At 48.1% G+C, this 26,120-nt stretch carries 28 protein-coding genes; 10 read left to right on the top strand and 18 right to left on the bottom strand.

The window, feature by feature from the left end; all coding sequences use genetic code 11:
* Positions 1-23 precede the first annotated feature (23 nt).
* Positions 24-2,270: a DUF2961 domain-containing protein gene (locus QFZ51_RS24775; RefSeq protein ID WP_429050047.1), complete on the top strand. Its 2,247-nt coding sequence runs from the start codon at positions 24-26 to the stop codon at positions 2,268-2,270.
* Here QFZ51_RS24775 and QFZ51_RS24770 read toward each other — a convergent pair.
* The 5 genes from QFZ51_RS24770 to xth all read right to left on the bottom strand — a co-directional run bounded on the left by QFZ51_RS24770 (position 2,267) and on the right by xth (position 6,443).
* The gene (locus tag QFZ51_RS24770) at positions 2,267-3,016 is read right to left on the bottom strand and encodes an AAA family ATPase (RefSeq protein ID WP_429050045.1); all 750 of its coding nucleotides are present in this window, start codon (positions 3,014-3,016) and stop codon (positions 2,267-2,269) included. The two genes, QFZ51_RS24775 and QFZ51_RS24770, sit on opposite strands and share 4 nt — an antisense overlap.
* Positions 3,017-3,039: 23 nt before the next feature.
* Positions 3,040-3,810 carry a carbonic anhydrase family protein gene (locus QFZ51_RS24765; RefSeq protein ID WP_429050044.1) on the bottom strand — a complete coding sequence of 257 codons (771 nt, stop codon included), beginning with the start codon at positions 3,808-3,810 and terminating at the stop codon, positions 3,040-3,042.
* Between the two features lie 167 nt (positions 3,811-3,977).
* Entirely contained in the window at positions 3,978-5,279 is a 1,302-nt protein-coding gene (locus tag QFZ51_RS24760; RefSeq protein ID WP_429050042.1) for an esterase-like activity of phytase family protein, read from the bottom strand.
* Positions 5,280-5,361: 82 nt separating this feature from the next.
* A complete protein-coding gene (locus QFZ51_RS24755; RefSeq protein WP_370907671.1) occupies positions 5,362-5,610 on the bottom strand; it encodes a DUF4342 domain-containing protein in 249 nt (82 codons plus the stop codon).
* 56 nt (positions 5,611-5,666) lie between these two features.
* Positions 5,667-6,443, bottom strand: a complete 777-nt coding sequence (gene xth, locus QFZ51_RS24750; protein ID WP_429050040.1) for an exodeoxyribonuclease III — start codon at positions 6,441-6,443, stop codon at positions 5,667-5,669.
* A gap of 168 nt (positions 6,444-6,611) precedes the next feature.
* Here xth and QFZ51_RS24745 point away from each other — a divergent pair, with 168 nt between their 5' ends.
* Genes QFZ51_RS24745 through QFZ51_RS24735 form a run of 3 tightly spaced genes read left to right on the top strand, consistent with a single transcriptional unit; the run spans position 6,612 to position 8,521 of the window.
* A complete protein-coding gene (locus QFZ51_RS24745) occupies positions 6,612-7,313 on the top strand; it encodes a DUF2461 domain-containing protein (RefSeq protein ID WP_429050039.1) in 702 nt (233 codons plus the stop codon).
* 45 nt (positions 7,314-7,358) lie between these two features.
* Positions 7,359-7,988, top strand: a complete 630-nt coding sequence (locus QFZ51_RS24740; RefSeq protein ID WP_429050038.1) for a class I SAM-dependent methyltransferase — start codon at positions 7,359-7,361, stop codon at positions 7,986-7,988.
* Positions 7,989-8,032: 44 nt separating this feature from the next.
* Positions 8,033-8,521, top strand: a complete 489-nt coding sequence (locus QFZ51_RS24735) for a hypothetical protein (RefSeq protein ID WP_429050036.1) — start codon at positions 8,033-8,035, stop codon at positions 8,519-8,521.
* On the opposite strand, the gene QFZ51_RS24730 is transcribed toward QFZ51_RS24735, so the two are convergent.
* Positions 8,509-8,985, bottom strand: coding sequence for a group II truncated hemoglobin (locus QFZ51_RS24730; RefSeq protein WP_429050034.1), 477 nt, complete (start codon positions 8,983-8,985; stop codon positions 8,509-8,511). The two genes, QFZ51_RS24735 and QFZ51_RS24730, sit on opposite strands and share 13 nt — an antisense overlap.
* 140 nt (positions 8,986-9,125) lie before the next feature.
* Complete coding sequence (locus QFZ51_RS24725) at positions 9,126-9,509, bottom strand: response regulator (protein WP_429050032.1); 384 nt, start codon at positions 9,507-9,509, stop codon at positions 9,126-9,128.
* A gap of 113 nt (positions 9,510-9,622) precedes the next feature.
* Here QFZ51_RS24725 and QFZ51_RS24720 point away from each other — a divergent pair, with 113 nt between their 5' ends.
* Complete coding sequence (locus QFZ51_RS24720; protein WP_429050030.1) at positions 9,623-11,077, top strand: aminoacyl-histidine dipeptidase; 1,455 nt, start codon at positions 9,623-9,625, stop codon at positions 11,075-11,077.
* Positions 11,078-11,291: 214 nt separating this feature from the next.
* Positions 11,292-12,929, top strand: coding sequence for a M57 family metalloprotease (locus QFZ51_RS24715; protein WP_429050028.1), 1,638 nt, complete (start codon positions 11,292-11,294; stop codon positions 12,927-12,929).
* Positions 12,930-13,023: 94 nt separating this feature from the next.
* On the opposite strand, the gene QFZ51_RS24710 is transcribed toward QFZ51_RS24715, so the two are convergent.
* From QFZ51_RS24710 to QFZ51_RS24695, 4 genes are all read right to left on the bottom strand, one after another.
* Positions 13,024-13,929, bottom strand: a complete 906-nt coding sequence (locus QFZ51_RS24710; RefSeq protein WP_429050026.1) for a hypothetical protein — start codon at positions 13,927-13,929, stop codon at positions 13,024-13,026.
* The gene (locus QFZ51_RS24705; RefSeq protein WP_429050023.1) at positions 13,862-15,196 is read right to left on the bottom strand and encodes an MFS transporter; all 1,335 of its coding nucleotides are present in this window, start codon (positions 15,194-15,196) and stop codon (positions 13,862-13,864) included. The genes QFZ51_RS24710 and QFZ51_RS24705 overlap by 68 nt, the downstream gene beginning before the upstream one ends.
* Positions 15,197-15,211: 15 nt before the next feature.
* Positions 15,212-15,649 (bottom strand): MarR family winged helix-turn-helix transcriptional regulator, encoded by a 438-nt coding sequence (locus QFZ51_RS24700; protein WP_429050020.1) that lies wholly within the window; start codon positions 15,647-15,649, stop codon positions 15,212-15,214.
* Positions 15,650-15,720: 71 nt separating this feature from the next.
* On the bottom strand, positions 15,721-16,287 hold the full coding sequence (locus QFZ51_RS24695) for a Crp/Fnr family transcriptional regulator (protein ID WP_429050018.1): 567 nt from the start codon (positions 16,285-16,287) through the stop codon (positions 15,721-15,723).
* Positions 16,288-16,490: 203 nt separating this feature from the next.
* Between QFZ51_RS24695 and QFZ51_RS24690 the strand changes: the two genes are divergently transcribed.
* Positions 16,491-17,177: a type 1 glutamine amidotransferase domain-containing protein gene (locus QFZ51_RS24690; RefSeq protein WP_429050016.1), complete on the top strand. Its 687-nt coding sequence runs from the start codon at positions 16,491-16,493 to the stop codon at positions 17,175-17,177.
* A gap of 56 nt (positions 17,178-17,233) precedes the next feature.
* Here QFZ51_RS24690 and QFZ51_RS24685 read toward each other — a convergent pair whose 3' ends face one another.
* On the bottom strand, positions 17,234-17,611 hold the full coding sequence (locus QFZ51_RS24685) for a DoxX family protein (RefSeq protein WP_429050014.1): 378 nt from the start codon (positions 17,609-17,611) through the stop codon (positions 17,234-17,236).
* A 14-nt stretch (positions 17,612-17,625) separates the two neighbouring features.
* Positions 17,626-18,090: a hypothetical protein gene (locus QFZ51_RS24680; protein ID WP_429050013.1), complete on the bottom strand. Its 465-nt coding sequence runs from the start codon at positions 18,088-18,090 to the stop codon at positions 17,626-17,628.
* A 122-nt stretch (positions 18,091-18,212) separates the two neighbouring features.
* Between QFZ51_RS24680 and QFZ51_RS24675 the strand changes: the two genes are divergently transcribed.
* Complete coding sequence (locus tag QFZ51_RS24675; RefSeq protein ID WP_429050011.1) at positions 18,213-18,848, top strand: MarR family winged helix-turn-helix transcriptional regulator; 636 nt, start codon at positions 18,213-18,215, stop codon at positions 18,846-18,848.
* Here the strand turns inward: QFZ51_RS24675 and QFZ51_RS24670 are convergent.
* From QFZ51_RS24670 to QFZ51_RS24660, 3 genes are all read right to left on the bottom strand, one after another.
* Positions 18,845-19,408: a hypothetical protein gene (locus QFZ51_RS24670; RefSeq protein ID WP_429050009.1), complete on the bottom strand. Its 564-nt coding sequence runs from the start codon at positions 19,406-19,408 to the stop codon at positions 18,845-18,847. The genes QFZ51_RS24675 and QFZ51_RS24670 overlap by 4 nt on opposite strands.
* 93 nt (positions 19,409-19,501) lie before the next feature.
* Positions 19,502-20,215, bottom strand: coding sequence for a hypothetical protein (locus QFZ51_RS24665; RefSeq protein WP_429050007.1), 714 nt, complete (start codon positions 20,213-20,215; stop codon positions 19,502-19,504).
* A gap of 139 nt (positions 20,216-20,354) precedes the next feature.
* Complete coding sequence (locus tag QFZ51_RS24660) at positions 20,355-21,206, bottom strand: alpha/beta hydrolase (protein WP_429050005.1); 852 nt, start codon at positions 21,204-21,206, stop codon at positions 20,355-20,357.
* A 97-nt stretch (positions 21,207-21,303) separates the two neighbouring features.
* Between QFZ51_RS24660 and QFZ51_RS24655 the strand changes: the two genes are divergently transcribed.
* Complete coding sequence (locus tag QFZ51_RS24655; protein ID WP_429050003.1) at positions 21,304-22,119, top strand: class I SAM-dependent methyltransferase; 816 nt, start codon at positions 21,304-21,306, stop codon at positions 22,117-22,119.
* Here QFZ51_RS24655 and QFZ51_RS24650 read toward each other — a convergent pair.
* A complete protein-coding gene (locus QFZ51_RS24650) occupies positions 22,097-23,575 on the bottom strand; it encodes a family 43 glycosylhydrolase (protein ID WP_429050002.1) in 1,479 nt (492 codons plus the stop codon). The two genes, QFZ51_RS24655 and QFZ51_RS24650, sit on opposite strands and share 23 nt — an antisense overlap.
* Before the next feature lie 34 nt (positions 23,576-23,609).
* Positions 23,610-24,494 (bottom strand): AraC family transcriptional regulator, encoded by an 885-nt coding sequence (locus QFZ51_RS24645; protein ID WP_429050000.1) that lies wholly within the window; start codon positions 24,492-24,494, stop codon positions 23,610-23,612.
* 173 nt (positions 24,495-24,667) lie between these two features.
* Between QFZ51_RS24645 and QFZ51_RS24640 the strand changes: the two genes are divergently transcribed.
* Positions 24,668-26,092, top strand: a complete 1,425-nt coding sequence (locus QFZ51_RS24640; RefSeq protein WP_429049999.1) for an arabinose isomerase — start codon at positions 24,668-24,670, stop codon at positions 26,090-26,092.
* The last annotated feature ends 28 nt before the right edge of the window (positions 26,093-26,120 follow it).

Below are 26,120 nucleotides of genomic sequence, written 5' to 3'. Positions count from 1 at the left end.
ATATAATGAAGCTAATACAATTTATGATAGTTGCAAAACACATACACCCGCTGAAATCATGCGTGACAACGTATTTACGGTATACCTGCCTGCTGGTGCTTGTCCTCTGTAAATCCGTGCTGCCGCTTCAGGCTCAGCGCCTCCCCGTGATACCTGCCGGCGCCGATGCATACCGGATGTGGGACAAATGGCCCTCTCAACGGTTCGGAATGCGAACTTATATGAGAAGTACCTACGACCGCTCCGGCAGTAATGAAGCGGCCGACGCCAGCCACTATCTTTTCATGAACGGCGAAACGGATAACGTTACATTGGATGTAACGGGAACGGGTATACTTTATTTTTTTCGTACCAACCACTGGCATGGAAGTCCCTGGCATTTCACTACGGACGGACAGAAACATACCATAAAAGAAACGGCTACCGAAGATCCTGTAAATGCCCTCCGGAACATTAAAGCAAGCGCCTTCATCCCGGCTGCGCCGTTTCCCCGCCCGCTGGCCTGGACCTGGGGCGACACCAAAGGAGCAGACCTCATCTGGACACCTATTCCATTCCGGCAATCCCTGCGCATCGCGTATTCCCGCACACACTACGGCACAGGGTACTATATTTACCAGTTGTTTGCCAACCCCCGCAATCTTTCACAACGCATCAACAGCTGGGATATAGAAAAAGCACCCGACAAAGACGTAGTAGCGCTGCTCAGTAAAGCAGGGCAGGATATTGCACCGGTACATATACCAACCCGCCAGGGAACGGTAGCGCTCAACCAGGAAAAGGTAACGTTGACGGATATACGTGGTATGGCGGTAGTAAGGGCCCTTAAATTCACTATTCCGCTTGCAGACGCGGAAAAACTGGAAAGACTCCGCCTGTTGGTTACCTGGGACGATGCCTCCCTACCTTCTATAGATGCGCCACTCAGCCTGTTCTTTGGCGCAGGTACCCTGCACAACGCGGGCGCCCGGGAATACCTTGTAAAAGGCTTTCCTATCAATATCCGCTATGATAGTATCCGGCAAAATGTAGTGCTGGCCTGCTACTATCCGATGCCATTCTTCAAGGCGGCAAAGTTTGAACTGGCTGGTATCACACCCGGGGAGACTTTCATTAACTATGAGATTCGCTACCAGCAACAGCAATTGCGGCCCGCATTCAGCAGCTATTTCCATGCTACCTACCGCAATTTTCCATCACCGGAATTGGGAGAAGATCTAACGTTGCTGGATACACGTGGAATGGAAGGCAAATCCGAATGGTCAGGCAATTTTGTTGGCACCTCTTTTATTTTTACACATAGCGGCGATCTCGGCACGCTGGAGGGAGACCCGCGTTTTTTCTTCGACGACAGCCAAACGCCGCAGGCTCAGGGCACGGGTACGGAAGAGTGGGGTGGTGGCGGCGATTACTGGGGCGGGAGGAATATGTCGCTTCCACTTGCCGGGCATCCGTGCGGCGTAGCCCGGAAGGAGCAGGCAAAAGATAAAAAAGACCTCATCCACTCGGCATACCGTTTCCTCCTCGCTGATCTCATGCCCTTTGGACGCAATGCCCGCATCCAGCTGGAACATGGTGTGGACAATCGCTCCACCGAACACTATGAATCCGTTACCTACTGGTATGGACTGCCCGCCCCCTCTTTGATAAAAACAGATGAACTGGATATCGGTGATCCGGGCAGTGAACAGCAACATGGCTATCATTCTCCGCAGGCATCTCCGGTAGAATCCATTGTTTCCCGTTACGAACTGGGTGTTGATTCGCTTAACATTAAAGGACAGGGCAGAAAAGAAATCTACCCCGTACACACAGAAGATGGCCGTTATACCACCGGCGTGTCGGAATTCACCATCCGCCTCGATCCCGCCAACGTTGGTGCGCTGCTGCGGCGTACACTGGATTACAGTCACCCTAATCAAAAGGCAGCAATATATATCGCAGACGACAACGGAGACACCACCCATCTTAAATGGAAGCCCGCCGGCACCTGGTACCTGGCCGGCGCCAATACCTGCATGCATAGCAATCCGCCAAAAGAACTGGATAAAAGGGTGTACGAAGTGCAAACCAGTAACCGCCGCTTCCGCGATGATGAATGGCTGGTTCCGGCCGCCCTTACAAAAGGACGCAGCCGCATCAGGGTAAGGATCGTATTTGTACCGGTAGAACAGGAACTATACCCGGGATTTAAATTCCCGGGGAAAAACGCATGGAGTGAACTGCGTTATACCGCCTATAGCTATGTGGTGCCTGATTTTAAAGATTAAACATCTTCCAGCAGGATTTTCACCATGTTCTTGTAATTATTGATAAACTGGTGAGAGATCTTATAATTTTCTGTGGCGGTATAACTGGTTTTTTGGATCCCGTTTTCTGTCAGCTGGTAAATAAGGGCATCGGGGTAAGCCATTACAATAGGAGAATGCGTGGCAATGATAAACTGCGACTGCTGCCCGATTAGCTGGTGCATTCTTGTGAGCATGGCCATTTGCCGCGTAGGGGAAAGCGCGGCTTCCGGTTCATCCAGTATATACAGGCCATTACCGGAAAAGCGATGCACCAGCAAAGACCAGAACGCCTCCCCATGTGATTGCTCGTGCAGGGACACGCCGCCGTAACTGTCAATCACCCGCCGGCCCATACCTTCCCGGTCCAGTTCTTCAATGTTGGTACCCACGTTGAAAAAGCTCTCCCCTCGCAGGAAAAAGCCATCCTTTGCGCGCGCTGCCGCCCTGGCTACCCGGATATACTGATGTAATACCGAATGGGAAGCACGCGTGGAAAACGTGAAATTCAGTGAGCCACCTTCGGGGTTAAAACCACAGGCCACCGCAATGGCCTCTATCAGGGTGGATTTTCCCATGCCGTTTTCACCGGAAAGGTAGGTAACCTTCGGATGCAACTGCAGGGTTGAAAAGTTTTTTAACGCGGGTATGTTGAAAGGATATTCCCCCGGGGTGGTGATCTTGTCCCTGTTGAGTGTAATGGCCGTTAATCCCCTTTGTGTAAGCATAGCCTTGCCTGTTAGTGTAGCTGTTAAAAGAAAGTAACCTTTCCGCTGTTCATATCGTAAACGCCGCCTGTAATGATCAGTTGCTTCTTTTTTTCCATTTCTGCAATAATAGGGCTATTTTTACGTATATTCTCTACCGTTAGCCTTACATTTTGCTCGCAAACGGCATGTACATAGGACTCATTTTTGCTGTTCATATCTCCTTTAAACTCCTTGATACTGGTAACTGCCGGCCGTATTTTTGACAGCAGCGCGGTTATATTGCCCAGTTTTACATTATCGATGGCCGACTTAATCGCGCCGCAATGCTCGTGTCCCAGCACCAGGATTACCTTTGCGCCGGATACTTTGCAGCCATATTCAATACTGCCCAGCATATCTTCATTCACAATATTCCCCGCCACACGCGCCACAAATACATCGCCGATCCCCCTGTGAAAAACATCTTCCACGGGTACCCTTGAATCCAGGCACGACAAAATCACTGCCTTAGGAAACTGGCTCAATGCCGCTGCCCTTACCCTGGAAGAAGTATTCCTGACCGTTAAGCGGTCATTTACAAAGTCCTCATTTCCCTCTTTTAAAATATCAAGCACCCTTTCCGGCGTCAATGACTGCTGTTCGTTGGACGACAGTACTTTATTTTCCAACACATCGGTGCTGTCTATAGCAACCTCCTTTTTTGTACTGCTGGTATCGCTGCCTTGTTGTAACCCTTTTTCGTTGCCCGGGTTGCCACAGGCGTATACCAACAAGAGGAGCATGATAACAGATAATTTTGCAGGTATCTTCATAATTTTTTTTAGATGATTAACGGAATGCTTGGCATGTATAAGCTAACAATCCGGCAAATAAGATTGTTTTATTTTCCGGAAAGATAAGGGAATAATGATCACAGCCTTGTATAAAAGTACAACGCCCGCGCTTGGCGCAGGCGTTGCAGGTTATGGTAATGTATCGTTTAAAACAATGGTGTAACCAGTTTAATAAAATAGACAGTATTAAAATCTGTTTTGCCGGTAAGCGGCAGTATTTTCTGGATATAGGTATTGTTAACCGGATCAGGGGGAACGATGCCAAAGTCATCGTCGTTGCTCACTGCCAGGGTAGTGCTGTTCACCAGTACAATACCTTCCGGTTTATCATGCGGGTAACCGGCGATATCTTTCAACAGGTCAACCACCAGCGATTTGGAAACGGTTTTGATGCCTGCAGCCTGCAGTTCTTCATCGGTCAGCACTTCTACTGTTTTGCCATTCACCAGCTTGCCGCCCGCGCCGTCGCCGGCATCAGAAATATCAGTAGCTGCCGAAAGGTCGATTTTATAGATTCTTTTGATCAGCGATGGTTTAACCGGATCGCCGGGGAATTCACCGTCGCGCTCCAGCACCAGGAAGGTACTATTGCTGATCACGGTGATTTCGCTGTTAGCGGTATTTTTGTTTTCCAGTTTATAGAGGTATTGCTTAGTTTGACCGGAGGCGATATCATAGGTGAGGATGCGGGTAAACAGGGAGTTTTTCACCGCATCTTTGGTAGGATTGTATAAGGGCGACTGCATAATGCCTACCAGTGTTTTGCCGTCAGGGGTAATGGTAAGCCCTTCCATGCCACGGTTGGCGCGGCGCATCGCAAATACTTTAGGGATCTTCCTGCCGCCGGTGCCTGTACCAAAAGGATTGATCCTTTCCAATGTTTTGCCGCTTCTGTCGAGATGCACCAGGTGCGGACCGTATTCGTCACTCAGCCAGAAAGTACCGTCAGCTGCTACCGTAAGACCTTCACAGTCGATACCTTCTGCATCTACAGGAAGTGTTTTGCCATCTTTGTCGAGCGCCGTTTCCCCGGTACCGCCTGATCCTGCAGGATTGGGAAGCCCCGTTACGGGTACGTTTGCAGCAGATTTGATATGAATGGTTTCTACTAGTACGAGCGAGTCGCCATTCAGCTTGAATTTTCCGATCTGTGGATTAAATCCCGGTACGGCAAATACTTTGGAGTCCTTGATGATACCATCTGCATTCGGACCGCGGTCGGTCATCAGGTAAAAATAGCCTGGCTGCCCGGGCACGTTTGCAATAGAAGATCCATAACCGCCATTGTAAACTTTTACACCGGCCATGTTGGTGGTCATTACTACAGCACCAGCCAGGGTGGCTTTGGCAGGATAAGACGTATTGTTGTTATCAGGAGGGGTGTCGTTTTTCTGACAGGCAAAAAGGAACACAAATCCTAATGGAGCAAAGTAGCGTACTACAGTCATAGTGGTTGATACGTTTAAGGCGCAAATGTGCCCTTTCCGTATGAAGACTATGTTACCGCAATATTATCAAATCGTGAAATTGCTATTCCTTTTTGGGTTCTCTTTCTACGGTAATGCTGCACTCGCCGATCAGTGCCGCCAGTGCGCCAACTGCTGCAAAAACGGGCGCCAGTAATGCACCCACTACGCCAATGGTTAACGGGAAAGTCATCAGCTCCTTTCCTTCTTTATCTGTAATAGTAATCTTCCGTACATTCCCTTCAGCAATCAGCTCTTTGATCTTTTTTAAGAGGTTTTCGCCGTGGAGGGTGAAAGTTTCTTTTGTGGTCATAGTCTACAGGTATTTGTCTTTTAAGGTACTAATATTTGGTGGGATAACGGTGATGTTCATACATCTGTCAGCTCTATCCACACCGGCGCATGATCACTGCTCTTTTCCCAACCGCGCACATGGCGGTCCACGCCACCGGCAACGAGACGACTATCCAGTTGCGGGCTCAGTAAAAAGTGATCGATACGCAGGCCCGCATCGCGGCCATATGCATTACGGAAATAATCCCAGAAGGTATAGATCTTTTCATCAGGGTATAGTTTCCGGATGGCATCAGTCCAGCCCTGATCCCTCAGGTTCCTGAATGCTTCGCGCGTTTCGAGGCGGAAGAGGGCATCATCCACCCAACGTTCCGGTTTGTATACATCCTGTTCCGTGGGCATTACGTTATAGTCGCCTGTCAGTACCACCGGTGTTTTGGCCGCCAGCAGCTCTTTGGCGTGCGCCGTGAGGCGTTTGAACCAGCTCAGCTTATAATCGAACTTAGGACCGGGAGCGGGGTTGCCGTTTGGTAAATAAAGACAACCAATGGTAACGTTATTAATTTCGGCTTCTATATAACGGCTGTGGATATCCTCGGGATCTCCGGGGAGCGCTCTTCTTATTTCTTTGGGTTCACCTATCCGGGAAAGGATGGCTACGCCGTTCCAGCTTTTTTGTCCGTGCCAGATGGGGGAGTAACCCGCATCGCGGATGGCCTGCTCCGGAAATTTTTCAGGAGGTGCTTTTAATTCCTGTAAACAGGCCACATCAGGCGCCGTTTCCTTTAACCAGCGAAGTAATACCGGGAGACGTCCGTTGACGCCGTTAACATTATAAGTGGCTATTTTCATGGATGCTGTTTATTCATTTGGGTTCGTAATTAGCAACACAATCACGCTGCCATGTGCTTTGTGAATATAGGCAATTATCTGTTTCCGTTTGCCCCGGCAAAGGGAAAAAACTTACTTTTGTAACCTGTTATCAACAGGGGTAGCAGGTTTTATAAATAACGGAACATCATGGCAAAGAAGCATACATCACAACCACACATACACCAGTCGGGCTTTCATTTTTTAAGTAAATTAAAAGAGAATAACAACAGGGACTGGTTTAATGCCCACAAAACAACTTATCAGCAAGAGCTGGGCCTGGTAGAAGAATTTGCAGAAGCACTGCTGGCTGAACTTTCGGTGCATGACCTGATAGAAACGCCCTCCGGGAAAAAGAGCCTGTTCCGCATTTACAGGGACACCCGTTTTTCCAACGATAAAACCCCTTATAAAACACATTGGAGCGGGAGCTTCCGGCGCGCCACCAAATTCCGCAGGGGCGGATATTATTTTCATATAGAAGAAGGCAACAGCTTCGTTGCAGGCGGATTCTGGGGGCCCGTTCCGGAAGACCTGAAGCGGATCCGGGAAGAAATCGCGTTTGATCCGGCACCGCTGAGAAAGATCCTCAACAGTAAATCTTTCAAAACCTATTTTAAAACACTGGAGGGAGAACAGTTGAAAACTGCGCCGAAAGGTTTTGCCCCGGATCATGAAGCGATCGACCTGTTGCGTCATAAGCAGTTTGTACTGGTAAGGAAGTTCACTGATAAAGAGGTGTTGAGTGCAGATTTTCTGAAAGAAGTAAACCTGACCTTTAAAGCCATGCGCCCGTTTTTAGATTACATGAGCGAAGCGCTTACAATGGATCCCAATGGTCTTACGGAGTAATTGCCCTCGTTGAGGCAGTTGCCTGTTATTTTCATACATTCAGGTATGGACAAGCTACAGCAGGCCATCAACGTTTTTGATAAACGTGCGGTCCAATACCAGGATAAATTTATGGACGTGGCATTATACCACGATTCATTTGATCTTTTCTGCAACAGTATTCCCAAACAAGAGGCAGCTGTTTTAGAGATCGCCTGTGGTCCCGGCAATATCACCAAATACCTGCTGCAGCAGCGGCCGGACATTCACGTGCTGGGAATAGACCTGGCGCCCAATATGCTGGAACTGGCCCGCAGCAATAATCTGTCGGCGGAGTTTATACTGATGGATGCCAGGGACATCCTCCGGCTGAACAAATTGTTCGAGGGGATTATGTGTGGGTTTTGCCTGCCATATCTCAGCCGGGAAGAGGCCGTGAAAATGATCGGGGATGCCGCCCGCTTACTGGCGCCGGGTGGCGTGTTTTATATCAGCACGATGGAAGATGATTATGCCAGATCCGGCATTCAGCGCTCCAGTGCGGGCGATGAGCTGTATATGTACTATCATCAGGCTGATTACCTGGTGAATGCTTTGAAAGAAAACGGGTTTAAGATAATGGATCTTCAACGGAAGCAATACCCCGCCGCTGATGGAAGCACTACAACAGACCTGATCATCATTGGAGGACTATAACCTGTTGAGAAGAAATTTAATATCTTACAGCTTAAATCATCTCTGTGACCAACGATATTTCCTCCATTTTTGACAAAGATTTTTCAGGCGAATCAGCCGTTCGCCGCCGCGATATAATGCCGCTTGCGCTGAGAATATATGCCTGGGTTTTTATGGTTTCTTCCATTTATTCGCTGTTAGGCAACTGTTTCCGGTATATCCGGTATCCTGATGTATTTAAGTTGAATGAATTCAGTCTTACCGTAATATTTTCTATTGCCACTGCCGTGTTGCTTCCGCTGATAAGGTTCCTGCCTAACCTTTTAATTTTGCTGGAGAAGAAGTACGCTATACTGTTATCCCTGGTAGCAGTGGCAATTTCCATACTGGTGGGGTGCTACAGCTCTTACATTAGTATGGCTCACGGGATGATGGGCTACGTGGTAGTGGCCACGAATATTTTCTGGTTGTTAGTAGATATCCCTTATCTCATGATCCTGCTAAGGATCAGGAAGGACTGGGAAAAGGGCATGGGCCGGCCTCAGGGAATATAAGGTCCGCCCGGTTCTCCCCATCCCCACTTCGGCATCGGTTCATCCGGCTTCAGGGGTACTTCCGTTTCCCTGGAGTTGATTACGGCTATACGTGTTCCCCATTCGATATACGCCACAAAAGCAGACCTGAATTCGGGATCATCCGGGAGGTTCAGCGTGTCGGCCGTTTCTATCAGCAGTTGCACCCATCTTTTCCGGTGTTGCTCAGTGAGGTGTTTCCCGAGGTGTTTTTGGATCATCTTAAAATGAGAGCCATCTTCTTCACTGTACATTTTTGGTCCGCCGAAAACTTCCGCAATAAAATGCGCTACATGCAATTGATGTGCAGGCGACATATGCCGGAATACGGGCGCTAATAATTCATCCTGCAATACCTTTTCATAAAAGGCATTCATCAGCTTTTCAAATACGGGCATACCGCCGGCCCATTCGTATAGTGTGGGAATTTTTTTCTCTGAAGTCATTACCGGGTGCTTGATTATGCTAAAGATAATAATTAAGCAGCCAAGTTAGCAGGAGTAACAATGCAAAACAAGCGCCTACCAAAAAGTAGGTGGGGTTATTCACCCGGCGCCGGGATGAAGCAGCACCGGGTGAAATTATTTTAGTTCATCAGCTTCTCAATAGAATTGTATAGCATTGTTTTATTAAAAGGTTTCTCCAGGAACAGATCTGCACCGTTAGCCAGCGCCACATCCTTTGCAGCCGCATCCATCCCTGATATCATGATAATCCTGGTGGCCGGATATTTTTCCTTGATATAACTGATAAAGTCCAGTCCGTACCCATCCGGCAGCCGGTTATCCAGCAATACAATGGCTGGGGGCTGCTGTTGAAAATATTCCACAGCATCGGAAATTGTTTGTACATGCTCTATCTCCATCTCTTTCCCGTCGAGCAATAAATTGATGAGTAAACACATTTCCCCTTCATCTTCCACTATCAGGAGCTTCTGTTTGGGCGTGGTATTCGTAAGATTATGTTCCATAAAATTAATTTAAATGTAATTATTGACGCGGGATAAAAGTTTAAAAACCGTACCAAAGCAACCGGGGATGAATTATCTTTACAAATACCTTTATCAACGGTTAATATATTTCAATGGAAATAAAAGATTTATCACCAAAACACTTATGGCAGCATTTTGCTGAACTGAACGCCGTTCCCCGCGCTTCCAAAAAGGAAGAAAGAGTGATCGCTTTTATGATGGATTTCGGAAAACGTCTTGGCCTGGAAACCACAAAGGACGCCATCGGTAACGTAGTCATCAAGAAGCCTGCAACCCCCGGCATGGAAAACCGGCAAACGGTTATCCTCCAGTCGCACCTCGATATGGTTCATCAGAAAAACAGCGATACGGTATTTGACTTTGATACCCAGGGCATCGATATGTACGTGGACAACGACTGGGTGAAAGCCCGTGGTACCACACTGGGTGCAGATAATGGCATCGGTGTAGCGGCTATCATGTCGGTACTGGCGGCAAAGGATGTCCCGCACCCCGCTATTGAGGCCATGTTTACCATCGATGAGGAAACGGGCATGACCGGCGCCAAGCAACTGGACCCCGTTAACTTCTCCGGGAAGATCCTCCTGAACCTCGATACAGAGGAGGAAGATGAGCTGACCATCGGTTGTGCCGGCGGCATCGACACCAATACAAAAGGCGTTTATAAGGAAGTGCCCGCAGGTAAAAACGCCATCGCATTTCAAATCAGCATTAAAGGATTACTGGGCGGCCACTCCGGTATGGAAATTCATAAGGGCAGGGCCAACGCCAATAAGGTGATGAACCGGTTACTGTATAAAGCAGCAGGGCAGGTAAACATTCAGCTGGCCAGTTTAGATGGCGGAAGCCTCCGGAACGCTATCCCCCGCGAATCACAGGCCATTGTGGCTATTCAGGCTGCGGATAAGGATAAGTTCATGAACGTTATCAGTGAATTTGAAGCCACCATAAAAGACGAGTATAAAATCATAGAGCCCTCCTTCGTACTGGAATGTAAGGAAACGGCGATGCCTTCGCTGGTAATGGACCCGGCCTATCTCCCGCAGCTGCTGCGCGCCATTTACACAGTGCCCAACGGCGTGTTCCGCATGAGTCCTGACATCGAGGGACTGGTGGAAGCATCCTCCAACCTCGCCAGGGTACAGGCAAAGGAGGGTGTTTTTATTACACAATCCCTGCAACGCAGCAGCGTGGAAAGTACTAAAAGCGATGTAGCCACTGCCGTGAGCGCCGCATTTGAAATAATCGGCTGCGAAATAAACCAGGGCGGCGATTACCCTGGATGGAAGCCCGATGCCGATTCTGCAATACTCCGGTTATTACTGGCCTTGTATAAAGATCATTTCAGCCACACACCTAACGTAGGGGCCTGTCATGCCGGCCTCGAATGCGGTATCCTGGGCGCACACCTCGGCAACCCGGATATGATCTCTTTCGGCCCTACCATCCGAGGCGCACATTCCCCGGATGAAAAAGTGCAGATCTCGTCCGTTGGAAAGTTCTACGATTACCTGTTGCATATTCTCCGGGAAATACCGGTTAAATAAATGCTTTAGTATAAATGATAGGGCTTCCGTTTTTCGAACGGAAGCCCTGTTGTTTATACTAAAAGTGTTTAATCCCTCGCATTTTCAAGAGAAAGTGTTTATTATGAACATCTCAGGAAGTGAAAAAATATGGAGAGAATAAGTATAAACGCTACTTTTGTGCCTTAATTCATTAAACTCAAAAATCCCTTTAATCCGATTTACCCAAGTATCTATGAATCTGTTAACTAGAATTCTCGCCTGCCTGGCTACAGGCATTGTAATCTTATCGTCCTGTAAAAAAGATCATCCGGACGACCATAAAATACCTGCTGCTACAATTACCAGGATCAATTCACTTGGATTTGATACCCTGAATGTTACAAAAGTGGACGGCGGTTATGTGGTGGAAGGGGATATATTTTTAACGGAAAATGACCTCGAAACCCGGCAAGGCTATACTACGCTCTTTATAGGAGGAGCTGACCAATATAAATTTTCCTATACACTGAATGCATTACCACGTGAAATCAACATATCAGTATCCGGTTTGCCGGCTGCTTATGTTACCGCGGCAGAAGTTGCCATCGCCAGGTATAATGCCTTAAATCTCCGTGTCACCTTTAAAAAAGTAACCAGCAGCGCTAACGCAGATATTGAAATCCGTGATAGTAATCTTGGTAATAATACATTGGCGCGGACTTCCGCTTACCCGGCTGCTCCAAGAAATCCTTCCAGTCCCATTTTATTGAATGTGAGCGCGCTGGGTAATAGCCCGGATGGAAACCGCCTGGCAACATTGATCACTCATCAAATAGGCCATGCTATTGGTTTAAGACATACCACCTATGTTAACAATCCATATAGCTGTACATATGCCCAGATGGACAGGGCAGGAAATAACCAGGTAGAACTGATCAATATTAACGGAACGCCTACAACCGGGGCAGCCTACAGCTGGATGCTGGGTTGTATCGATAACGGAGATCATCCGTTTAATCCAAATGATGTAGTGGCGTTGAATTATTTCTATGGAAATACACCAGGAGAATTTGGCGTACCTGCAGCCGCATATAGAAGAGGTACGAAAGAACTCCATTTGTTTTTAAGAAGCAAAACAAATACGTTATTGGAGAAGATCTATATACCTGGCACGGGCTGGTCGGCATGGAAAGACCTGGGCGGTACGCTTACATCTGATCCGGGTGCTGCTTCTAAAGACGAAAACAGTATAGATGTGTTTGTAAGAGGAGCTGCCAACAATCTGCTCTATAAAACCTGGACTACCACCGGTGGGTGGAGCGACTGGAAAGATCTGGGAGGCAACTTAACTTCCGCGCCTGCCGCAGAATCAAGGGCATCCGGCTTACTTAATATTTTTGCAAAAGGATACAATAATGTTTTGCAAACTATTTATTACGGAGAAGGTGCAGGTTGGTTATATTGGCAGAATTTCAATGTAACGGTTATCTCTGCTGCTTCTGCAACATCCCGTTACCCAACTTCCCTTGAGATGTACGCACGTGGGGAAGATAATCAACTGGTACAGGGAGTTTGGACAAAAGAGTCTGACAGGACAGTATGGAACAGCGTTGGTGGTAATATTACGTCTGCTCCTTCTGCCATAGCAAGAGGTTTCCTTACTGTGGATATCTTTGCGCTGGGTGCAAATCATAACCTGATGACAACTAACTGGTCTGTTACAGCTGCCTGGAAAACATGGGAAAGCATTGGCGCCAACATCTATTCAGCACCCGGCACTGCTTCAGCTGATTCCCTTTCAATAGATATTTTCGCAAAAGGACCAAGTGATAACCTGATGCAGAGAACCTGGACGAAGGCGGCAGGCTATGGCCCGTGGATAAATCTTTAACGGATTTACGTTATCTTATAAAATATCCGGCTGCCTGTTTATTTTAAAACGGACAGCCGGATATTTTGTAATACCAGGTATCATCACTTGACACTCACTTTCCCTTCGGCACATAACGGAAACGGATCATCGCATTTTCTGTTTCTGAAGAAGTAACTTTCAATTCATAGCGCTTGTCACTGGTTAAAATAACCATTTTAGAGGTGTTGGGCGGAATATCGCCGAGGTTATTGGCATGTAATACCAGCTCCTGGTATTCCTGCGTGGTATCTGCTGTAAGATGAATGCGCAACGGGCTGCCGGTAAGTTCCTGCCGGTCGGCCACTTTTACGTCGTTGAAAAATACGGTTACAGTATCGTGATCAATGGTGCCGTAGTCATACAGGCTGATGTCTATACCCGGACTGCTGATATCATAGCTTCCCTGTACCCGGTTTTTCCGTTCCGGCGCTGGTTTCGCTGCAAGTGGTACTGTATCCGGTTTGGGTGGAGGAGTAGCCTCCGATGGAGGAAATGTTTTCCCGCTGCCTGGAATTTCCAGGGCAGCAATTGCCGCCCCGCTGAGCTTCGATAACCGCAGCACTCTTTTGGTATGTACTTTACCAGTATACTTTGAGTAACTGATCATGCTTCCCTGCAGCACTGTTTCTCCATCAATATCAAACAACTTCAGGCTCATGACTGCCAGCCGGGCGCTATGATTTTTGGGGATGGTGAGCTGGTTGAATTTTATCTCTTCAAAACGCCAGTTATCGGCACTGTCGTTTCGTTGGCCAGTCACCGCTAGTTCGCCATACAGTTGCGGCGTTTCGTAAAACCAGGCAGTGCCGGTGTATTTCCCGGCGGCGGTTTGTTTTATATCCATTATATAACTGCCGGTGCCATAAAACCATCCCTGTGATTCGGCGGCAGCATAGCCTTTCCATACGCCTTCAAGGTTTTGCGCACGGAGCGCGGCAAACAGTAGGAGTCCGCAGCAGGTCAACAATATTGTTTTCATCCGGTTGGTTAACATATAGCCTTAAAGATAAGATTTCTACGCATGCGCCGGCAATGCGGTTACTGGTTGTAACCGTTGTTGCCGGAAAAGGAGTCCGCCAATAACGATGGTCACCAGGCCTTGCAGCAAAACGGTATTGGGCGTGCCTATCCATTGGGAAATAGCGCCCACCAGCAAACCACCAAGCGGCTGCATCCCGAAAAATGCCATCGCATAAAAGCTGATCACCCGGCCCACGCATCGCGGGGTCTACGGTTGTCTGTATCAGGGTATTGCTGATCGTGATTTGCGACATCATCCCAAAACCAGCTACCGTGGCAAATATCAGCGCAACCGGGTAAATAGTGGAGTGGGAGAATAGTACAAGTCCTGCGCCGAATATCAGCGTGTTAAATGCCAGGATCTTCCGCAGGTTTTTCCCTGGTTTCAGGGATGCCAGGAACAGAGCTCCGCAAAATGCGCCCATTCCGATGGCGCTGTCTATCACTCCAAAGGTGGAAGCATTGCCCTTGAAAATATCTTTGGCATACACCGGCATCAGCGTGCTGTAAGGCAATACCAGCAGGCTCACAGAAGCCAGTGTGACTAATATCAGTGAAATAGCCGGAGTGGCCCGGATATAGGCAAACCCTTCTTTCAGCTCTCCCAGCATATTGGTAGTACGCACTTTGGGCGTATAAGCGGGCAGCTTCATACACAGCAACGATCCTATTACGGCAAAAAAGCTGATGGCGTTTATACCAAAACAAATGTCTTCTCCGAATTTTTCAAGCGCCAGCCCGGCGATGCCGGGGCCAATGAGCCTCGACAAATTTACCATCGAGGAATTCAGCGCCAGCGCATTGGGAAGGTCCGCTTTGTTCTCCACCATTTCATAAACGAGCGATTGCCGCGCAGGTACATCAAATGCGTTGATGAGCCCCAGGAAAGCGCTTAGTCCAATGATCTGCCACACCTCGTAGTGCTTAAAGTAAATCAGCACCGTTAACAAAACAGCCTGGAACATAGATGCAAACTGGGTTATCAGCAACAGCTTGTACCGGTTATACCGGTCCGAAGCCACACCGCCCAGGAAGGAAAAAACAAAGGAAGGAAACATGCTCGCAAAAAGGGTGAGCCCCAGCATGAATTTGGAATGTGTTTGCGAATAGATCACCCAGCTGACCGCAGTTTTCTGCATCCAGGTGCCTATCAGCGATATGGACTGACCACTGAAATATAACCGGTAATTACGACTCTTGAAAGCATTAAAAGTGCTGATGTTCATGTTAGTTCCCCGCTTTTATTCGTACTCCACCAATTTGGATAAAGGCCCGATGGCTGCCAGCAGGATCGCTTGCTCTTCTTTAGTGCAAACCTCGCTGATCGCCTTGCCTAACCATTCGTCCCGCTCTTTCCGTACCCGCTCGATCCGCGCTTTGCCCGCTGCCGACAAGGAAATATGAATCTTCCGCTTGTCGTGGGGAGAGGCCGTCCTGTTGATTAAATTCAGCTGGAAAAGATGCTGGAGTAATTGTCCCATCGATTGCGGCGTCATTTTCTCCATTACCGCCAGTTCTGCCGACAGCAGGTAATCGTGCTGGTCCAGTAATACCAGCACAGAACGCTCACTCTGCGATAGCTCCTCATTTGCCGGCGATAGCTTTCGCAGCTTTCTCACCAGCCTGGCAAGAAGTGGACGGAGTTGTGCGGCAAGTTGGTGCGGATTTCCGGAAGCCATATAGTAAGGTAAAGTTATAAGTTTACCTTACAAATATAGTAAATTATTTCCGGAGAAAATAAAAGGAATAGTTACTTCCCTGAGAACCGGCTCAGCGTTTCACGCGATACGCCAAGATAGGCGGCAATCAATGTTTTGGGAACCCGTTGAAAAAGCGCCGGGTATTGTGCCAGCAACTGTTCGTAGCGCGACTGCGCATCATTGTTGAGCAGCGACAGGATCCGCTGCTGTGACGCCACATAGCCGGAAGTGGCTTTTACCCGGAAAAAATGCTCCATTTTATGGGAAGCTTCACAGAGCTTCTTTTTATTTTCGAAAGATAAACACAGCAGGGTAGATGCTTCAATACTATCAATGTTCAGCTTTGCAGTTGTTTGGTTTACGTACGCATGGTAATCGGTGATCCACCAGTTTTCCATCGCGAACTGGATAATATGCTCTTTACCGGCTTCATTAAAATATGCCGCTTTTAACAAGCCGCTTACCACAAAATATTCATGTCCTACCAGGTTGCCCTCCTGCACCAGGAACTGGTGCTTACGTAATTTTTTTTCAGTGAAGTACGACTGTATATGATCGAATTCCGTATCGGTGAGTGGGGAGATTACTTCAATATGTTGCCTTAGCGCATTACTCATAAGATACAAATTAACATAAAAGCTGTGACCTGTATCACAATTAAATGGTGATCTGTTTCCTTTTGCAACATATTTATAAATACCAACTTTGTGCAAAAATCAGGTAAATGAAAACTAAAAAAACGGGCTTATTGCTGTTACTGTTGCCCTTTCTGGCTTTTCAGGCATATAGCCAGCATACAAAAACAATTAATCATCAGTCTATGAAAAAAATACTTATTGTAGTGACTTCCTTCAGCGAAGTAAAAAGCACCGGGCATAAAACCGGTACCTGGATAGAAGAATTTGCCACACCCTACTACCTGTTTACCGATAAGGGGTTCCAGGTAACCATTGCGTCACCCGCAGGTGGAAAGGCGCCCATTGATCCAAAAAGCACCGCACCCGATTATAGCACGGCATCAGTAAAAAGATTTTTCAATGATCCGGCAGCCCAGGAAAGATTGAATCATACTGTTTTGTTGAAAGACGTGCAGGCAGCGGATTATGATGCCGTGTTTTATCCCGGCGGACATGGCCCCATGTGGGACCTGTCAGATAATGCCACCTCCGCGCAGCTGATAGAAACATTTTATGCCGCCGGAAAACCCGTGGCACTGGTATGCCATGCACCTGCTGCACTGAAAAATGTAAAGGATAAGAATGGCGCGCCTTTGGTAAAAGGGAAAAAAGTTTCGGCATTCACCAACAGTGAAGAAGTAGCCGGACAAACCACCGCTGAAGTACCTTTTTCTTTGGAAGATATGTTGAAGGAGCGTGGAGCAAACTATGTGAAAGGGGCCGATTGGCAGCCCTTTGCAGTAGCCGATGGTAACCTTATCACCGGGCAGAACCCTGCTTCCGCACAGTTAACAGGCGAAAAAGTAATCGCAGCCCTGGGCGTGAAATAATATAACAATAGTAATAGAAAGCCTTCAGACATATACGGTCCGAAGGCTTTCTGTTATCAGGCAACCACCACGGGTGGATGCAGTTTGCGATAGTAAACATAGGAAACCACCAGGCTTACAAAAAAAGAAGTATGACCTATTTCCAGCAATACACTGTCGCCGCTTGATAAATGCGCCACCGCCGCGGAAATCAGGGTTATGCCAAACCCGAAGTAGGCGAACTCCCGGAGCTTTGGCGGCGTAAAGGGCAACAACAGCGCCAGTGAGCCCAGCACCTTGGCAATGGTAAGTTCTATCCGGAACCAGTTGGGCAGCCCCAGGTGAGCAAAGGCGCCTTTCATTTCAGGATTGAAAGCAAAATTAAAGGCGCTCCATAACATTACGCCGGTAAGGATAAGTGTGGCGGTCCAGTAAATGATTTTATCTTTTTTCATGATGTTCAGTTTGATCAGTTGAATTTGTAAACACTCAACAGGATGATGATGAAAACGAAAAGTAATTGTATCGTGTGGAACAAACGGATGTTGCCCCTGATCTTTTGAACAGTGCCGGCAGATGTTTCAAAGGATTTCTTTAACTGCTTTTTCTGCCGCTGTCCGAAAAGGAAGGTGTTGAGGATAATAACGATCACCAGGGCGAACTTCACCCGGAACCACAACTGCTCGCCAAAAACGCCATGCGTCATGTACATAATGCCTATGCCGGAAAGAATGATCAGCCCTATTCCCACTCTCATTAATACCGGGAAAACAGAAATGGCCTGCATTACCGTGGCGGCTTTGCTTTTATCCACGTCGTACTGCTTCCAGAACTGCCGGAAGCCTACAAAATCCGCTACCGAAGTACCGGCGAAGAGAAGAAATCCTATGAGGTGGAGCACAACGAAGCCCTGGAAAATAATCTGTGTTGACATCTGACTATGATTTTTATATGACAGAATCGAAATAATGTAAGTAAATGTATAACGGAAATATAGTAAAAACAAAAAATCCGGAGTATTTTTTCTATTATTGCTTCGGAAATAAAATATCTGGTATGAATAAAGCCGTAGAACTGATGACTGAATGGGGTGCATTTGATGATCAGCATCCGGAAGGCAGCATTGAAGAATTTTGCAGGCATTACCTGGCACGCAAACAAACACGGAAACCGGTTCCGCCGGAAGGGAAGTTTCTGCCGGTACAAAGCGAAGGCGTTTTGATGCGGGTAATAGGAAGAATCTTTAAACTACACACTATTTACACGGTGGCGGCGCTGGACGGCACCGGTATCAACACAATCGATGAATATTCATTGCTCAATACGGTTGCCCAGTTAAAAGAACCCCGGAAAACAGAAGCGATCTACGCGGCGTTGCAGGAGCTGTCTACCGGCACGGATAAGTTAAACCGGCTGAAAAAACTCGGCTACCTCGCCGAATATGACGATAAAGAAGACAAGCGCTCCAAACGGTTAAAAGTAACGCCCAAAGGCGAAAAAGTATTGATCCAATGCAGGCGGCGGATCAGCCAGCTCGCGGAAGTAATGTTCCACGACATGACCGACGATGACCGTAAGTTATGCGTGCAGCTCTTGAAAGGAGTGGAAACAAAATTCGCCGGTATCTGGCAATCGCACAAAGGAAAAGATTTTGAAGAAATCTATGCGGAGGTCATAACGGATAAAGGTTAGTACTTCATATCAAACCGCCCGTCTGTCATATGAACGGTATCACAACCTGCGGTTATCAGCGTACAGGTAAAGGTGCCGGCAATGATTTTTTGCTCGGTGTCCAACTTCGTGATAATCAGCTGCCCTTCCTGTTGCACCTTTGCCGCATCCATGCCAATATACTCACAACCGGTATGGGTGCGCATTAGCAGCCGGGTATATACAAAGGCTACATCCGCCGCAGGCGTGGTAACAGGATAAGTTCCCGTTTTATTTAAGTTGGTGGCGATAATCTGGAAACTCCGCTGCACAGAGTCGCCGAAGTCGAACCGGGTCATGGATACATTAAAACTTCCGTTCCTGGTACTAGGGTCATAATATGCGGAGGGATTGGGCAGGCCTACACTTCCGCGTGGAATGAACACCTTCCCGTTTACCAGGCTGCCAATAGTATTTTTACCTTCCTGTGTGATGGAGGGCAGCGTATCCGGGAGGGAGGAAGGAGGGATCACGGTTCCCCGGCCGCAGTGAATACTAAACAGGGAAAAGGAAAGAAGCGCTATACAGAACAGTTGTTTCATGGGTCTTATTAAGAGGATATGAAATTAGGATATTCTCGAAATAAAACGGGAAGGGCCGGCAAAAATTGCCAGCCCTTCTGAGTCATTTTACGTTTACTTATCTACATCCATGCAGTAAGTAACGCAGTGCCATACTTTATTAAAATCCTTGCCTTCATGTTGTCCGCTGGCTTCTTCGGTAAAAGTACCTTCCAGCAGGTAGCGGCCTGCCCATGCGGGTGAAAAAGTAACATCACCAGCCTGACCGGCTTTGAATTTCTTAGTCCATCCCTCCGGCGACTGTACGGTTACTTCACCGGCAGCAGGAACAGCCTTCTTATAGCTTAACTGCACGGTAGCCGGCTGATGCAGCTTGTTTGCTTTTTTGAGATTCGTCAGCATGGAGAAATCGGTATGTTCTTTTGCGTTGTCTGCGCCGGTTAAAGTATTGTTGACTTTCACCAGCCCCATCGCATAATAATGGATCTTACTGCCGCTGTATACTTCCTGCACGGTATGATCAATAGCTAACAGGTGCGTGCCGGCAACAGCAGGCGTAAAGGTGGCGGTGAAGTAATTGCCGTTGGCGGTACAGGTCAGTTTCTCTTTTTGTCCGTCGGGTTTTACCAGGTACAGGGTAAAATCTTTCATATTACTGAACCAGTGCTGAATAGAATCGCGCTCGTTATCGGCATATTCTCCCAGGAAAACTTTCACTTCCTGTGCCTGCCCGATCTTCCCGGTAGTAACGGTTTCGATCCAGATAGCATGGGCAAAAAGTGATTGAAGGCTACAGCATAAAATAACAGAAAACAGGAATTTCTTCATTATATCTTAATTTATAAATGGCGCATCATCTGCAATGCGGCAAAGCTATGCCGGCAGAGGGCCGGCCGGTAAGCGAAAAGGGAATATTATTTACGCAATCGGGAAAAATTAGGCGCTATTCTATTGAAAGAGCGCTTCACTATTCCGATGGCAATATCCACTGTAATCCTTTTATAAATGTAGGCAGCTGCGTATCCATATGTCCCAGGTTGGAATAAACATCTCCCCGGTAAGTAACCTTTGGGGAGATAGAAGTCGTTAGTTGCACCATCAGTATCTGCAGGGATAACGCCCCGGAATCCCCGGCCTCCGGTTCCTCCTGCCCTCCGAATGTAAAGTACGCCTTGACATCCGTCCGCATGCTGTCCTTTCCCCCCGCTGTTTTCAGTTGCTCCGGCAAATAGTAGTGGTTATAATGTAATGCCGGGCTCGCCGCAATATATCCGCTGAAACCGGTGGAAGCGCCCGCCAGATCACGGTAAAGCGCATACGCCGTAAAATAACCGCCAAGCGAATGTCCCATCAGTACGCGCTTTGTGGTATCGGTGCGATATTGCCGGTCAATCACCGGCATCAGCTCCCTGTGTACAAACGACAGAAATTTATCGGCGCCGCCACTGGTGCTCATTTCATATTCCGGGATGGCAACAGGATAGGTGTCATCCCGGTTCCTTAAGGAATCCATCTCCGGAAAATCTTTATAACCAATACCCACTAAAATCACATTCGGCGCCAATCCTACTCCGGCATATTTATTCAGGGTAACTGCCATCACATCAAAATACAGGTTGGCATCCAGGAGGTATACCACCGGGTATTTTTGAGATTGCTCCGGATGGTAATCATCCGGAAGGTTTACGAAGATAGAAAAGGAATCAGCCACCGCTTTTGAATACAGGCGCATCACGGCAGTTTTGCCTTGCTCGCCTGCCACAGGAGCACATCCGGCCATTAGCAGCAATATAATAACGGGAGTAACATAACGGGTCATGGCTGTGAATTTAGATACATTCTAAAGTATCACTTATTTCTGTTTACAAAATGTTATATTTAAACTCATCTTTTCCTGAACAAACAACAAATCCTCCATGAGTAATACCGCGAATGAAAGAGCCGCCATGCCAAAAGATAGCAGCGTTTTAGACAGCAGGAGTTTGCAGAACAGCTACGCCACGCTGATACCACTGCTCAGGGAAGGTATGCGGGTGCTGGATGTTGGCTGTGGTACAGGCGCCATATCTGCCGGTATCGCCGGCGCAGTGGGAAAAACAGGAAGCGTTGTGGGCATCGACAGCAGCCCGCACCTGATCGCTAAAGGAAACACGGATCACGCGGATCTTTCCAACTTAACACTGCTGGAGGCCGACCTGTTCGCCTACAATCCGGCAGAAAAATTTGACCTCATCGTTTCTGCCCGTGTGCTGCAATGGTTAAGTAATCCACGCGAAGCGCTGCTGAAATTTAAATCCCTGTTAAACCCGGGCGGCTATATTTCTATTTTAGACTACAACCATCACCAGCTGGAATGGACGCCTGCGCCACCGGAAAGCATGCAGCGCTTTTATAAAGCATTCCTTTCCTGGCGTGCAGATGCAGGCATGGATAATGAAATTGCGGATCACCTCTCGGGGCTTTTTGAAGAATTGGGCTTTCACCACATCACCGTGTTGAACGCCGATGAAATATACACCCGCGGCGAAAATAACTTCGCAGAAAAGGCAGGCATCTGGTCCAAAGTAGCGGAACTAAGAGGCCCGCAGATGGTGGAAAGTGGTTTTATCACAGAAGAGGAGCGTACCCGTGCCGTCACGGATTACCAGGTATGGATCGCGGAGTCAGCGCAAAAGATGGTGATGAAATTGAAAGATGTGCAGGCACGGATTACTCCCCTACATACGCACTAAACTTCAGTACCCGGTCCTTTTCAATGGTAAATGCCTGTCCGCAGTCGGCGCTGTAAGCGGAAACACCACCGCGGGCTTCGTCCTTGTAGGTAATACCATAGCAACCACCGGCCGTGGACGATCGGATCACCATCACATAACTGCGTTTGGCCGCTACCATTATACGCGGTTTGATAGTAACCGGCTCCGGCGACCAGCTCAGGCTGTCGCGGGGAATAGCCGCCTCATACAGCACTTTTCCTGTTGCCGGTAATCCCTTATCATCTGCCGGGTAAATGCTGATATGCAGGTTGTCGTCCGGATAGCCGCTTTTAAAAGCAGTGATGCTTACAGCCGAAAGCACGCCTGAGCGGGTAGGAGTAAAACTTTGCGAACGTTGTATACATCCGTTAATGTCGCACTGGAACCGGAAGCCTTCCTGCCCGCTGCCGTTGTCGGGCTTCACTTTCATAACAGGAGTCGAAGCAGCGCGCAAGGGCAGCTGTATGCTGTCTTTACAAACAATAGGTTCAATAGCGCCGTCTGCTGCAAAGGAAAGCGGCGCCCAATAGTAATTAGCCAGCGCTTCATTTTTTGCCGCATTGTTCCACAGATCACTGCCATACAGGAAAACGCTGTCGCCGTTGAGTTTAATAAGAGATACAAAAGACGGTTGTCCACCGCAGGATCGATCGCTGATCTTTATTCCATCGGACCATGGGCCCAGCGGCGATTCCGCACGACGATAAGAAGTACCAGTACCTGCACAATAGCCGCAATTAGGGTCGGAGTACAACAGGTAGTAACTGCCATTGCGCCGGAAGAGCGCCGGCGCTTCGGTATTGCCTTTCGTCACTGCTTTTACATGCTCTCCGCTGCCAGTCAGATAATCGGCACTGAGCTTTTCAATTACAATGGTGCCTTTTGTTTGCCAGTCGGTATACGCAATATAAGCGGTGCCATCTTCATCTACAAAGGTATCATGATCACCGTTGTTCAACCCGGCGATGGCGCCGTTGCTGTTCACTGCCATCCGGGGCTCCGCCACTTCTGTAAACGGACCGGTGGGTTGCTGGCTGGTAAATACGCGGAAGCCGGTACGGTTATCATATACATTGATCCACAGTACATACTGTTTTGTTTTTTTATTATAGATCACATGCGGCCTGAAACAGCCATAGGTACTGCCATTGCAGCGGGTTTGCCATACCGGTGTGCGGGCGTTAAATAAAAAGCCTTTGTCGGTCCACTGCTGAAGATCTGTAGAAGTATATACTTTAAATCCGCAAAAGGGAGCCTCTTTTCTGCCCCATTCAAATCCACAGCCATAGCTGGTACCATAGAGGTAATAGGTACCGTTGAAATAAGCGATTTCACCGTCGTGCGCATCAATGGCTGCGCCGGCAGTACTGAAGCGGATAGTTTGTTGTTGCTGCGGGTTGAAGTTAACAAGCGACGAATTCGTTTGCGCGTGCACGTTATACATCAATAACAACAGGCAGCAAACCATGTTAAATATCGCCTTGCGCTCTTTTCCGGTATTCCGTGGGCGTAAATCCGGTCTTCTCTTTAAAGATCCTGGAGAAGTAAAATGAAGAATCAAACCTGAGATCATACGCAATTTCTTTTACAGATACAGCGGGATCATTCAATAGCTCCCTCGCTTTCTCTATTTTAAGTTGGATATAATATTGAAACGGAGATAGCCCCGTGTATTGCTTAAACGCTTTTCTGAACCAGGAGTAACCCACCTGCAACTCTTCTGCGGCCTGCTCCGGGGAATAATGCCGGGAAATGTTGGCGCGGAATAACAGCCGTGCTTTGTTCATCAGTTCTTCTCTCTCTTTATTCCCGCTTGCCTGTTGCTTCACGAGGTAGTGGATGTTTCCCATCAGGTGAAGCGCTGCGCCGGCAATGAGCGGCTGGTAGCCAGGGCGCTCCTGTTTTGTTTTTTCTATAATAAGATGAAACAACTGCAGGGTACCTTCCTGGTAACCGATATATAAACAGGGCTTTTCCCTGGTGAAAAAGTTTTCCTTCAGGAGGTTGTCGAGCACAGGGCCTTTCATGCCTACCCAGTATTCATCCCAGCCGGTTTCGGCGAGTGGCCGGTAGCGGTGCCTTTCTCCCGGGAACAGCAGGATAATGGTACCGCCTTTTATTTCCTGCTGCCGGCAGCTGTCGGACTCAAAAATGCCTTTGCCGCCGGTGATATAAATAACCTGGTATTCATTCAATACCCTTCCTTTCTTCCAATTAAAATGATGATGCGCCGGATGATCTTTCCCCGGGTAAATGCCCGCTGCTGCCACCTGCGTACAACCGGTATTCAGTACCCAAAGGCCCCAGCGCTCATCTTCCCTGCTCACGGGCAGATACTTGTAATAGTTCATCATAACGCTTTCTTCTTTATATAAAAATATAAAAAGCCGGAAAGGTTCCGGAAAGTAATAAGAATTTCCGCCACCCGCCGGGATTGTGTCATAAAGTACAACCGAAATATCAAATAATTCATCGCACCGCCACTAGCTTTATCACAGGATCCGGTTACCATTCAAAAAATTGCGTTATGAATACATTAAAAGTTGGCCTGTTTGGGATAGGCCTCGCTGCCTATTGGGAACAGTTCGAAGGACTGCAGCAGCGGTTGTCGGGGTATATTGATATTGTGCATCAGCAGTTGCAGCACTACGGCGCCGATATCGTTCACCTCGGCCTGATAGACACGCCGGAGAAAGCTTTTGAAGCGGGCAGCCGTTTCCGGAAGGAAGACGTTGATCTGATCTTTTTATATGTAACCACCTACGCGTTATCCTCCACGGTTTTACCAATAGTGAAACGCGCAAAGGTACCGGTGATCGTATTAAATCTCTCTCCGGCCGCGGCCATCGACTATGCCGCATTTAATCAGCTGCCGGACCGCATCACCATGACCGGCGAATGGCTCGCCTTCTGCGCCGCCTGCCCGGTGCCGGAAATAGCCAGTGTATTCAAACGTGCACACATTCCTTTTTACCAGGTAACTGGTATGCTGAAGGATGATCCTGTGGTGTGGAAAGAAGTGGAAGAATGGATCGCCGCCGCAAAAGTAGCCCACATCCTGTATCACAACAGGCTGGGCCTGATGGGTAACTACTATGGCGGCATGCTGGATATTTACTCCAATCTTACCCTGCACGCAGCCGTGTTAGGCGGACATATGGAAATTATTGAGGTAGATGAATTATCAGGACTCCGGAATACGGTCAATGAAGCGGAAATTGCCGCGAAGCTCCGGGAAGCGCAACAGTTGTTTGACATACAACCCGATTGCTCACCGGAAGAATTGCACCGCGCTGCCAAAACCGCAGTGGCTTTGGATAAACTGGTAGCAAAGCACCAACTGGGTTCCCTGGCGTATTACCATAAAGGAAGTGGCAACGCTATCAATGAAGATACCATGAGCTCCGTGATCATGGGTACCTCTCTCTTAACGGCGCAAGGCATCCCGGTAGCCGGGGAGTACGAAGTGAAAAATGCGCAGGCCATGAAAATCATGGACAGCTTTGGTGCAGGTGGTTCCTTCACAGAGTACTATGCCATGGACTATAAAGATGATATTGTGCTCATGGGACACGATGGGCCCTGCCATCCTGTAATCGCCGCCGGTAAAATAAAACTGAAACCATTACAGGTATATCATGGAAAAGTAGGAAAAGGATTGTCCGTGGAAATGTCGGTGGCACACGGCCCGGTAACATTACTGTCTGTAGTGGAAACAGCTGATGGAAAATTGCAGTTCCTCCTGGCGGAAGGGATGTCGGAAGCCGGCCCTATCCTCGAAATCGGCAACACCAACAGCCGTTACCGGTTTCCCACAAGCGCCAGGAATTTCGTGGAAGCATGGAATGCGCACGGACCGGCGCATCATTGCGCAGTAGGCAAAGGGCATATAGCGTCAAAAATAAAAAAGCTGGCGGAGTTGTTGGGAGTGGAGGCGGTGCAGGTCTGTTAACACCGCAATAACCGCTGTATATTTATTC

The sequence above is a fragment of the Chitinophaga sp. W3I9 genome, from assembly GCF_050434025.1.
Classification (GTDB): Bacteria; Bacteroidota; Bacteroidia; order Chitinophagales; family Chitinophagaceae; genus Chitinophaga.
Note: the sequence above shows the minus strand (reverse complement) of the source record. Positions and strands in the feature narration are given on the sequence as shown.

Excerpts from the sequence above, each read along its gene's own strand:
- QFZ51_RS24720 (WP_429050030.1), top strand. The coding sequence starts at position 9,623 with ATGGAAATAAAAGATTTATCACCAAAACACTTATGGCAGCATTTTGCT.
- QFZ51_RS24685 (WP_429050014.1), bottom strand. The coding sequence starts at position 17,611 with ATGAAAAAAGATAAAATCATTTACTGGACCGCCACACTTATCCTTACC.
- QFZ51_RS24755 (WP_370907671.1), bottom strand. The coding sequence starts at position 5,610 with ATGACCACAAAAGAAACTTTCACCCTCCACGGCGAAAACCTCTTAAAA.
- QFZ51_RS24675 (WP_429050011.1), top strand. The coding sequence starts at position 18,213 with ATGAATAAAGCCGTAGAACTGATGACTGAATGGGGTGCATTTGATGAT.
- QFZ51_RS24705 (WP_429050023.1), bottom strand. The coding sequence starts at position 15,196 with ATGAACATCAGCACTTTTAATGCTTTCAAGAGTCGTAATTACCGGTTA.
- QFZ51_RS24730 (WP_429050034.1), bottom strand. The coding sequence starts at position 8,985 with ATGACTTCAGAGAAAAAAATTCCCACACTATACGAATGGGCCGGCGGT.
- QFZ51_RS24765 (WP_429050044.1), bottom strand. The coding sequence starts at position 3,810 with ATGAAGATACCTGCAAAATTATCTGTTATCATGCTCCTCTTGTTGGTA.
- QFZ51_RS24680 (WP_429050013.1), bottom strand. The coding sequence starts at position 18,090 with ATGTCAACACAGATTATTTTCCAGGGCTTCGTTGTGCTCCACCTCATA.
- QFZ51_RS24700 (WP_429050020.1), bottom strand. The coding sequence starts at position 15,649 with ATGGCTTCCGGAAATCCGCACCAACTTGCCGCACAACTCCGTCCACTT.
- QFZ51_RS24745 (WP_429050039.1), top strand. The coding sequence starts at position 6,612 with ATGGCAAAGAAGCATACATCACAACCACACATACACCAGTCGGGCTTT.
- QFZ51_RS24760 (WP_429050042.1), bottom strand. The coding sequence starts at position 5,279 with ATGACTGTAGTACGCTACTTTGCTCCATTAGGATTTGTGTTCCTTTTT.
- QFZ51_RS24660 (WP_429050005.1), bottom strand. The coding sequence starts at position 21,206 with ATGACCCGTTATGTTACTCCCGTTATTATATTGCTGCTAATGGCCGGA.
- QFZ51_RS24725 (WP_429050032.1), bottom strand. The coding sequence starts at position 9,509 with ATGGAACATAATCTTACGAATACCACGCCCAAACAGAAGCTCCTGATA.
- xth (WP_429050040.1), bottom strand. The coding sequence starts at position 6,443 with ATGAAAATAGCCACTTATAATGTTAACGGCGTCAACGGACGTCTCCCG.
- QFZ51_RS24695 (WP_429050018.1), bottom strand. The coding sequence starts at position 16,287 with ATGAGTAATGCGCTAAGGCAACATATTGAAGTAATCTCCCCACTCACC.
- QFZ51_RS24655 (WP_429050003.1), top strand. The coding sequence starts at position 21,304 with ATGAGTAATACCGCGAATGAAAGAGCCGCCATGCCAAAAGATAGCAGC.
- QFZ51_RS24690 (WP_429050016.1), top strand. The coding sequence starts at position 16,491 with ATGAAAAAAATACTTATTGTAGTGACTTCCTTCAGCGAAGTAAAAAGC.
- QFZ51_RS24775 (WP_429050047.1), top strand. The coding sequence starts at position 24 with ATGATAGTTGCAAAACACATACACCCGCTGAAATCATGCGTGACAACG.
- QFZ51_RS24710 (WP_429050026.1), bottom strand. The coding sequence starts at position 13,929 with ATGAAAACAATATTGTTGACCTGCTGCGGACTCCTACTGTTTGCCGCG.
- QFZ51_RS24715 (WP_429050028.1), top strand. The coding sequence starts at position 11,292 with ATGAATCTGTTAACTAGAATTCTCGCCTGCCTGGCTACAGGCATTGTA.
- QFZ51_RS24645 (WP_429050000.1), bottom strand. The coding sequence starts at position 24,494 with ATGATGAACTATTACAAGTATCTGCCCGTGAGCAGGGAAGATGAGCGC.
- QFZ51_RS24770 (WP_429050045.1), bottom strand. The coding sequence starts at position 3,016 with ATGCTTACACAAAGGGGATTAACGGCCATTACACTCAACAGGGACAAG.
- QFZ51_RS24740 (WP_429050038.1), top strand. The coding sequence starts at position 7,359 with ATGGACAAGCTACAGCAGGCCATCAACGTTTTTGATAAACGTGCGGTC.
- QFZ51_RS24670 (WP_429050009.1), bottom strand. The coding sequence starts at position 19,408 with ATGAAACAACTGTTCTGTATAGCGCTTCTTTCCTTTTCCCTGTTTAGT.
- QFZ51_RS24665 (WP_429050007.1), bottom strand. The coding sequence starts at position 20,215 with ATGAAGAAATTCCTGTTTTCTGTTATTTTATGCTGTAGCCTTCAATCA.
- QFZ51_RS24640 (WP_429049999.1), top strand. The coding sequence starts at position 24,668 with ATGAATACATTAAAAGTTGGCCTGTTTGGGATAGGCCTCGCTGCCTAT.